Here is a 9,019-nt window from a genome sequence, read left to right on the forward strand (position 1 = left end):
TCACAGCTCAACAGAGGAACCCGACGGACCTGCCGCGCCACCCGAGGCGCGGTGACACCTCCGGTACCGGGCCGGTGCCCCAGCCAGTCACTGGGGACGGCCGTCGGGAGTACCCGGAACGACCCAAGGAGACACCAGCCGCATGGCACGACTCTCTGGTGTCGACCTCCCCCGCGACAAGCGGATGGAGGTCGCACTGACCTACATCTACGGGATCGGGCGCTCGCGCTCGCTCGAGATCCTGGCCGCCACGGGCATCAGCGTGGACCTGCGCTCGAAGGACCTGACCGACGAGCAGCTCGCCACCCTGCGCGAGTACATCGAGAACAACTTCCGCGTCGAGGGCGACCTGCGCCGCGAGGTGCAGGCCGACATCCGCCGGAAGATCGAGATCGGGTGCTACCAGGGCATCCGCCACCGTCGTGGGCTTCCGGTCCGCGGCCAGCGCACGAAGACCAACGCGCGCGGCCGCAAGGGCCCGAAGAAGACCGTGGCGGGCAAGAAGAAGGCAGGTAAGAAGTAATGCCGCCCCGCACCCGTGGCGCGGCCGGACCCAAGAAGGTCCGCCGCAAGGAGAAGAAGAACGTCGCGCACGGCCACGCGCACATCAAGAGCACGTTCAACAACACCATCGTGTCCATCACGGACCCGACCGGTGCGGTGATCGCGTGGGCCTCGGCCGGGCACGTCGGCTTCAAGGGCTCCCGCAAGTCCACGCCGTTCGCGGCGCAGATGGCCGCCGAGAGCGCCGCCCGCAAGGCGGCCGAGCACGGCATGAAGAAGGTCGACGTCTTCGTGAAGGGCCCGGGCTCGGGCCGCGAGACCGCGATCCGCTCGCTGCAGGCCGCCGGCCTCGAGGTGGGCACGATCTCCGACGTCACGCCCCAGCCGCACAACGGATGCCGCCCGCCCAAGCGGCGCCGGGTCTAAGGGGAGAGGGAGTAACCAGACATGGCTCGTTACACCGGCCCCATGACCCGCAAGTCCCGCCGGCTGAAGGTCGACCTCGTCGGCGGCGATCAGGCGTTCGAGCGTCGTCCCTACCCGCCCGGCCAGCACGGCCGGATCCGGATCAAGGAGACCGAGTACCTCCTGCAGATGCAGGAGAAGCAGAAGGCGCGCTTCGCCTACGGCGTGCTGGAGAAGCAGTTCCGCTCGTACTACGAGGAGGCGCACCGCCGTCCCGGCAAGACCGGTGACGAGCTGCTCCGCATCCTCGAGTCGCGGCTGGACAACGTCGTCTACCGGGCGGGCCTCGCGCGCACCCGGCGGATGGCCCGCCAGCTGGTGAACCACGGGCACTTCCTGGTCAACGGCCAGAAGGTGAACATCCCCAGCTTCCGCGTCTCGCAGTACGACATCATCGACGTCAAGCCGAAGAGCTTGAACCTCGACCCGTTCGTCATCGCCAAGGAGACCCAGGGCGACCGCCCGGTCCCGGCGTGGCTGCAGGTCGTCCCGTCGACCCTGCGCATCCTCGTGCACCAGCTGCCCGAGCGCGCGCAGATCGACACGCAGGTCACCGAGCAGCTGATCGTCGAGCTCTACTCCAAGTAGTCCTCGCCGGTCTCCTGTTCGTCCCCCCGCCCTGCAGTGGGGCGGGGGGCTCACTGCGACATCAAATAGTGGGTGTCGCGGGACACGAAGGAGACACCGAAGTGCTGATCTCTCAGCGCCCCACCCTGACCGAGGACTCGGTCACCGAGACCCGCTCCCGGTTCGTCATCGAGCCGCTCGAGCCGGGCTTCGGCTACACGCTGGGCAACTCGCTCCGGCGCACCCTGCTGTCCTCCATCCCGGGGGCGGCGGTGACCAGCATCCGCATCGACGGCGTGCTGCACGAGTTCACCACCGTGCCGGGGGTGAAGGAGGACGTCACCGACATCATCCTCAACCTCAAGGAGCTGGTCGTCAGCTCCGAGGAGGACGAGCCGGTGACGATGTACCTGCGCAAGCAGGGCCCGGGCGCGGTCACCGCGGGGGACATCGTCCCGCCGGCCGGTGTCACCGTGCACAACCCGGACCTGCACATCGCCACGCTCAACGACAAGGGCCGGCTCGAGGTCGAGCTCGTCGTCGAGCGGGGCCGCGGCTACGTGCCGGCGATGCAGAACAAGGCCACCGGCGCCGAGATCGGCCGGATCCCGGTCGACTCGATCTACTCGCCGGTCCTCAAGGTGACCTACAAGGTCGAGGCCACCCGTGTCGAGCAGCGCACGGACTTCGACAAGCTCGTGCTCGACGTCGAGACCAAGCCGAGCATCGGCCCGCGGGACGCGCTGGCCTCCGCCGGCAAGACCCTCGTCGAGCTGTTCGGCCTCGCCCGCGAGCTGAACGTCGACGCCGAGGGCATCGAGATCGGTCCGTCGCCGCAGGAGGCGGACACCATCGCGGCCTTCGCGATGCCGATCGAGGAGCTCGACCTCACCGTCCGCTCCTACAACTGCCTCAAGCGCGAGGGCATCCACACCGTGGGTGAGCTCGTCGGGCGCAGCGAGGCGGACCTGCTGGACATCCGCAACTTCGGCGCGAAGTCGATCGACGAGGTCAAGATGAAGCTCGTCGGCCTCGGCCTGGCGCTCAAGGACAGCCCGCCCGGGTTCGACCCGTCTGCGGCTGCCTCGGACTACGGGAGCGACACCGGCGGCTACGACGCCGACCCGTTCTCCGACGACGGCCAGGACTACGCAGAAACGGAGCAGTTGTAGCCATGCCTCAGCCCACCAAGGGGCCCCGCCTCGGCGGTTCGCCCGCTCACCAGCGGCTGATCCTGGCCAACCTGGCGACCGCGCTGTTCCAGCACGGCCGGATCACCACGACGGAGGCCAAGGCCCGCCGGCTGCGGCCCTACGCCGAGCGGCTGATCACCAAGGCCAAGCGGGGCGACCTGCACAACCGTCGCGAGATCCTCAAGGTCATCCGCGACAAGGGCGTCGTCCACCGCCTCATCGAGGAGATCGGGCCGTTCTACGCGGACCGCAACGGTGGCTACACCCGGATCACCAAGACGCTGCCGCGCAAGGGCGACAACGCCCCCATGGCCGTGATCGAGCTGATCCAGCAGAAGACCGTCACGGACGAGGCCAACCGGGCGCGGCGCGCGGCGGCCTCGCAGGCCACCACCCATTCCGCCCCGGCGGCCGAGGCGACGGAGTCGACGGAGTCGGCGGAGTCCGCCGAGTCCGCCGAGGCGTCGGCGACGCCGTCCGAGGAGACGGTGGCCGCGGCGGGTCAGCCGCAGCCGACCGACACCGAGGCCATCGAGGAGGCCGAGGCGGCCACCGCCCCGGCGTCCGACGCCGAGGAGTCCGCGGGCGCCGAGGCCAAGGCCGACGACGCGGCGGACAAGGCCGACGACAAGGCCGACGACAAGGGCACCGAGAAGGCCTGATCCAGGGGTCCACTCGCGTGACCACGCAGTATCCGGACGAGCCCGCCACCCGCGAGGGTGGCGGGCTCGCCCGCTTCCGACTGGACATCACCTACGACGGCACGGACTTCTCCGGCTGGGCGATGCAGCCGACCCGCCGGACCGTGTGCGGGGTGCTCACGGATGCCCTGAGCCGCATCCTGCGCACCGAGGTCGGGCTCACCGTCGCCGGCCGCACGGACGCCGGGGTGCACGCCACCGGCCAGGTCGCCCACGCCGACCTCGCGGCCGACGTGGACACCGCGCGACTGGTCCGCCGGCTCGCCCGGTTCCTGCCGCCCGACGTGCGGGTCCGCGCCGTCACCGCCGTCCCCGCGGCGTTCGACGCCCGGTTCTCGGCCCTGCGCCGGCACTACGTCTACCGCGTCGCCACCACCCCGTACGGGGCCGAGCCGCTGCGCGCGCGGGACACCCTGTCCTGGCCGTACCCGATCGACCTCGACGCCGTGAACGCCGCCTCGGAGCGGCTGCTCGGCGAGCACGACTTCGCGGCGTTCTGCAAGCGCCGCGAGGGCGCGACCACGGTCCGCGCGCTCGAACGGTTCTCCTGGACCCGCGACGCGGACGGCGTGGTGTCGGCGGCCGTGTCGGCCGACGCCTTCTGCCACTCGATGGTCCGCAGCCTCGTCGGCGCGCTGCTCGACGTCGGGCGCGGGCATCGTGCCGTCGACTGGCCGGCCGCGCTGCTCGGCCGCGCCGAGCGGCAGGGCGTGGCCGTGGCCCCGGCGCACGGGCTCACGCTCGTCGGCGTGGACTACCCGGACGACGCCGAGCTCGCCGCGCGGGCCGAGGTCACCCGGAACCTGCGGGTCCCGACGGGCCCTACCGCCCCCGCAGCTCCCTGACGTTCACCACGAGCAGGACCAGCGCGGCCAGGGCCAGCGACCCGGCCAGGACGATCTTCCAGCCGGACAGCAGCGCGATCACCCCGCTGGTGATCACGAGCGCGGTGATCGCGAGCCCGGCCATGGTGGCGGCGAACTCGATCGAGCGGCGCCGCGCCACGGCCTCCACCACGGCGAACAGCACGAGGCCGACGGCGAACCACAGCAGCGTCGACAGGTGCGGCCAGAACAGCAGGGCGCCGAGCCCGCCGATGAGCACCGGGATCGACAGCGCCGCCCACACCCGCAGGAACCGGGACCGGAGGTCCGCCGGGACCACGTAGGGCATGTGCGGCCGGCGCAGGTGGGCGTCGGGCGGGCCGGGCGGGCGCGGGCCCGCGAGGCGGTCCGCCTGGACGTCGATCTCCTCGGTCAACCGCACCCGTTCGGCCACCAGCTCCGCCAGCTCGCGCTCCCGCCGTTCGAGCTCCTCCAGATGCGCGGGGCGGCCGGGGGCGGCGTCGGAGCGGGCGGCGAGGAACCGCAGCTCCGCGTGCAGGCCGCGGACCCCGGCGCGCTCGGTCTCGATCTCGTCCTCCAGCTCGTCGACCCGGGTCTGCAGTACCTTCATCCGCTCCTGCAGCGCCGCGGCCTCCTCCTCGGCCGTCGCGGCCACCTTGTCCAGGCCCGCCCAGCCCAACGGGTCGGCCCAGGAGCGGCGGACCGTCCCGTCGCGCTCGTAGCGGGGTCCGGCGGGGGCGCGCTCGCCGCCGAAGGAGTCGCGGGTGTCGAGCCCCCACAGCCCGCGGAAGTCGCGGATCCACGCCGTGCCGTCGTCGACGAGCACCGCCGTCCACGAGCGTCCCCCCGGACCCAGCCGGACGCCGTCGCCGCGGGCGTAGTCGATGAACGGGATGTCGAAGCCGCCGGTCCCGGGCTCGGGTGCGAAGGGCATCAGCCAGCGCCGCACGCGTTGGAACGTGCGCAGCACCGCGCGCAGGGCCGGGAGGCCGACGCTGACGACGTAGTCCCCGGCCACGAACGCGTGCGAGTGCGACCCGGCGCCCGGGTACAGCACCGCGTGCGTGCCGTCCCGGTCGAGTCGCGGGTCGTCCCAGCGGCGGCGCAGGTCGTCGCCGTGGTCGTCGTGCGTGGAGGCGGCGACCCACGCCGGCACGAGGCCCCCGGAGCCGTCCGGCACGAGGTAGACGGCGACGGTCTCCCAGTCGGCCTCGTGGTCGTTGACGCCGTGGAAGGTCGAGCGCCAGTCGTTGAAGGCGTAGAAGAACCAGTACTGCAGCACGGTGTAGCCCGCGATGCGCACGACGCGCCCGTAGTAGGTCGCGCCGGTCAGCTCGCGGGAGCGTTGGTGGGCGGCCGCGACGAGGCCGTTGGGCACCTTGCCACGGACCAGCAGGGACAGCCGCAGCAGGACGTCGATCAGCCGGGCGATCACGCCGACCGCGGCGAAGCGGCCGATGCCGCCCAGCCGAGGACGCTCCGTCCGGCGCCACCGCTGGACCTCCCGCGCACCGAGGGACTCCTGCACGAACCGCAGGTGCAGGCGGCTCTCGCGGTAGCGGCGGCCGGCCTCGCCGAGGCCCTCCAGCGTGAGCTCGCCGGCCGGGACGAGCGGCTCGCCGGGGCGCTTGCGGTCGCCTGCCGGCTCGTCCCAGAGGCTGCAGCGGCGGACGTAGTCCCCGGCGGTCACCGGAAGGAACAGCTCGCCTTTCGTGTAGCGCAGAACCGGCTCGTACCGGTGGAGCAGGGTGAGGTCGTCCGCGGTCTCGGGGACGGAGTCGGGGGCGGCGCCCGGAGTGGCGTCGGGGGTGGCGTCGGGGGTGGACTCGCCGGGGGTCTCTCGGGGCGTGTCCACGCCTCCCACAGTAGCCAGCGCAGCGGTGTGTTTCGCGTGGGTTGCCGGGGCGCGGGACGGGCGCCGGGGATGGGAGGCTGGGCCGCGTGGACGCACACGCCGCCCTGGAGATCGCGCTCGAGGAGGCCCGCGCCGGGCTCGCATCGGGGGGCATCCCGATCGGCGCCGCGCTGCTCGGGCCCGGGGGCGAGGTGCTCGGCCGCGGCCACAACCGCCGGGTCCAGGACGACGACCCGTCGGTCCACGGCGAGACGGCCGCCTTCCGCGACGCGGGCCGGCAGCGGGACTACCGGCGCACCACGATGGTCACCACGCTCTCGCCGTGCTGGTACTGCAGCGGGCTGATCCGGCAGTTCGGCATCGGCGCGGTGATCATCGGGGAGAGCCGGACCTTCACCGGTGGTCACGACTGGCTCGCCGAGCACGGGGTGCGGGTGACCCTGCTCGACGACGAGCGGTGCGTCCGGCTCATGGAGGACTTCATCGCCGCCCGCCCCGACCTGTGGAACGAGGACATCGGGGTGGCGGAGGAGTAGCGCGAGTCGCGCTCTCGCCCCCCGCCCCGCGAGTCGGCAGTTCCGGCACCGCGAGTCGGCACTTCCGGGCGTCCGACGTGGCGATCCCGGGAGGCCGGGCCACGAGTTCTCCCGTTTCGCCTCGGGCGCGGCCGTCGCGGAGCTAGCGTCCGGGCGTGCCGTTCCCGGTCCTGCCGCCCGCGACCCGCGACCAGGCCGACGCCCACCGCTACGCGTTCCGCCGGCTCGAGGCCGCGCTCGTCCGGGCCGACCCGGTGCCGTTGCACGAACAGCTGCGCGCGCAGCGCCGGGCCACGCTGGTCGGCGTCGTCCTCGCGCTGCTCGGACTCGGTGCCGCCGCGGTGCAGGCGGCGCTCGCGCCCCGGCCGGACTGGAACCGGCAGGCGCTGGTCGTCGGCACGCCGTCGGGCGCGGTGTACGCCGTCGCCCACGAGCCGGACCGGCTGGTCCCGGTGCCCGACGCCGTCGCCGGACGTCTCGTCCTCGCCGCCCTCGGGCAGCCGGCGGGGGAGCCGCGCATGGTGCCGGACGCGGACCTCGCGGCTGCGACGCGGACCCCGCCCGCCGACCTGCCGGGCGCGGTGGGGGTGGCGGTCGACGGGCCCGCGGTGCCCGAGCGCTGGGCGGTCTGCGACGCGCCCGAGGGCACGACGGTGCTGGTCGGGACGCTGGAGGCCGGGACTCCGGCGGCCCCGGCGCTGTTCGTCGAGGCACCCGGTGGGGAGCGGTTCGCGGTGCTCGACGGGGTCCGGCACGCGGTCGGCGCGGACCCGACCGTGCTGACCGGCCTCGGCCTCGCGGGGGTCTCGCCCAGGAAGGTCGGCGCGTCGACGCTCTCCGCGATCCCCGAGGGACCGGCCCTGGCGCCGCCCGTCCTGCCCGACGGCCCGGGTCCGCGCGGGGTGCCCGGCCGGCCCGGCGACGTCCTGACCATCACCGGTCTCGACGGCGGCCGCGCCTTCCTGGCGATCGTGCCGGGCGGTGTACAGGAGGTGCCCGCGACCCTCGCCGAGGTGCTGCGGGCGCAGGGCGGTACGGGTCCGCGGGAGGTCGCGCCCGCCGTCGCTGCCGAGGCTCCGCGGCTCACCACGCTGCCGACCGCCGGATGGCCGGACCGGGTGCCCGCGTGGTCGTCGGACGGCGGGGTCGTGTGCGCGACGACGGCCGACGGGCGGGCCGGGGTGAGCCTGACACCGGCGCTGCCGGCGGTCCGGGAGGGTGTGCGGGTGCCCCTGACCGGTGGCGAGGCGGCCGCGGCCGTGCTGCTCGGGGGCGGGCCGGTGCGGGCGGTCTCGCCGACCGGGGGCGGCACGATCTGGCTGGTGTCGGCGAGCGGGATCGCCCACGGCGTGGCCGACGCCGGCACGGCCGCGGCGCTCGGCCTGCCGCCCGCGCTCCCGGCCGCGCCCGAGGCCGCGCTGCGGCTGCTCCCGCAGGGCGGGCGCCTCGATCTCGCCGACGCCCGCCGCGCCGTCGGGTCCTAGGACCTCAGCTCACCACGGATCCGGTCGGCGAGCGCGCGGGCGGGCCTGCTGAGCCCGGCGAGGTCGCGGGTCGCGAGGACGAGGTCGCGGTCGGCCCAGGCGTCGGCGAGGGGAACGCGGACGAGCCCGTCGGCGATGCTGCGCGCATGCAGGACCGCGATCCCGACGCCGGCCGCGACCGCCCGGCAGACGGACGCCGCGTCGGGGAAGCGGCCGCGGTGCCGGGGATGCGCGCCCAGCGGCAGGGCCTGACGGCGGAGGTGCTCCTCGAACGCGCTCCCCTCGGCGTAGCCGACGAAGGGCCGGTCGAGGACCTCGGCGAACGTGAGGCTCGCGGCCCTCGCCAACGGGTCGTCGGGGGTGCAGGCGACCTCCAGCGGGTCGGGGCAGAGCCGGACCGTCTCCAGCCCGGCGAGGTCGACGGTGTCGGCGAGGAGCCCGAACTCGGCCCGCCCCGACGTCAGCCCGACGACGATCCGGTGGCTCGGCCGCTCGAGGAGGTCGACGTCCGCGTCGGGATGGTCGGCCAGGAAGCCGATGAGGACGTCGGGTAGCAGGGTCGCCGCGGAGGTGTTGGCCAGCACGGTGACCGTCGCCGGGCGGCCCGCGAGGTCCGCGAGCTCCAGGCGCATCCGGTCGTGGCGCTCGACGATCTCCCGCGCGTGCGCCAGCAGCAGGACACCGGGTCGCGTGGGGACGACCCCGCGCCGGTGCCGGTCGAGCAGCGGCGCGCCCGAGGCGGCCTCCATCGCCCGGATCCGGCCGCTCGCCGAGGCCAGCGAGAGGTGCACGAGCTCGGCGGCGCGGGTGATGCTGCCGTACTCGGCCACCGCGAGGAACAGCCGGAGATCGAGCAGGTCGAACGCCAT

General features: G+C 74.1%; 10 protein-coding genes. 8 read left to right on the top strand and 2 right to left on the bottom strand.

The features are described from left to right. Positions 1-142 precede the first annotated feature (142 nt). The 6 genes from rpsM (at position 143) to truA (ending at position 4,275) form a co-directional block, all read left to right on the top strand. Entirely contained in the window at positions 143-523 is a 381-nt protein-coding gene (gene rpsM / locus AB0B41_RS16325; protein ID WP_037046145.1) for a 30S ribosomal protein S13, read from the top strand. Beyond that, a complete protein-coding gene (gene rpsK, locus AB0B41_RS16330) occupies positions 523-930 on the top strand; it encodes a 30S ribosomal protein S11 (RefSeq protein ID WP_098958562.1) in 408 nt (135 codons plus the stop codon). The genes rpsM and rpsK overlap by 1 nt, the downstream gene beginning before the upstream one ends. Before the next feature lie 21 nt (positions 931-951). After that, a complete protein-coding gene (rpsD, locus tag AB0B41_RS16335; protein WP_358203702.1) occupies positions 952-1,557 on the top strand; it encodes a 30S ribosomal protein S4 in 606 nt (201 codons plus the stop codon). Positions 1,558-1,658: 101 nt separating this feature from the next. Next, entirely contained in the window at positions 1,659-2,708 is a 1,050-nt protein-coding gene (locus AB0B41_RS16340) for a DNA-directed RNA polymerase subunit alpha (protein WP_358203704.1), read from the top strand. Between the two features lie 2 nt (positions 2,709-2,710). Continuing rightward, positions 2,711-3,391 (top strand): 50S ribosomal protein L17, encoded by a 681-nt coding sequence (gene rplQ, locus AB0B41_RS16345; RefSeq protein ID WP_358203706.1) that lies wholly within the window; start codon positions 2,711-2,713, stop codon positions 3,389-3,391. Positions 3,392-3,408: 17 nt separating this feature from the next. After that, positions 3,409-4,275 carry a tRNA pseudouridine(38-40) synthase TruA gene (gene truA, locus AB0B41_RS16350; protein WP_358203708.1) on the top strand — a complete coding sequence of 289 codons (867 nt, stop codon included), beginning with the start codon at positions 3,409-3,411 and terminating at the stop codon, positions 4,273-4,275. Here the strand turns inward: truA and AB0B41_RS16355 are convergent. Next, positions 4,253-6,130 (bottom strand): hypothetical protein, encoded by a 1,878-nt coding sequence (locus AB0B41_RS16355; RefSeq protein ID WP_358203710.1) that lies wholly within the window; start codon positions 6,128-6,130, stop codon positions 4,253-4,255. The two genes, truA and AB0B41_RS16355, sit on opposite strands and share 23 nt — an antisense overlap. Before the next feature lie 86 nt (positions 6,131-6,216). Between AB0B41_RS16355 and AB0B41_RS16360 the strand changes: the two genes are divergently transcribed. Both AB0B41_RS16360 and eccB read left to right on the top strand, forming a co-directional pair. Next, positions 6,217-6,666 (top strand): nucleoside deaminase, encoded by a 450-nt coding sequence (locus tag AB0B41_RS16360; RefSeq protein ID WP_358203712.1) that lies wholly within the window; start codon positions 6,217-6,219, stop codon positions 6,664-6,666. A gap of 155 nt (positions 6,667-6,821) precedes the next feature. Beyond that, the gene (gene eccB / locus AB0B41_RS16365; RefSeq protein WP_358203714.1) at positions 6,822-8,150 is read left to right on the top strand and encodes a type VII secretion protein EccB; all 1,329 of its coding nucleotides are present in this window, start codon (positions 6,822-6,824) and stop codon (positions 8,148-8,150) included. Here eccB and AB0B41_RS16370 read toward each other — a convergent pair. Beyond that, positions 8,147-9,019, bottom strand: coding sequence for a LysR family transcriptional regulator (locus tag AB0B41_RS16370; RefSeq protein ID WP_358203716.1), 873 nt, complete (start codon positions 9,017-9,019; stop codon positions 8,147-8,149). The genes eccB and AB0B41_RS16370 overlap by 4 nt on opposite strands.

This window comes from Pseudonocardia sp. NPDC049154, from assembly GCF_040648315.1.
Lineage (GTDB): Bacteria > Actinomycetota > Actinomycetes > Mycobacteriales > Pseudonocardiaceae > Pseudonocardia.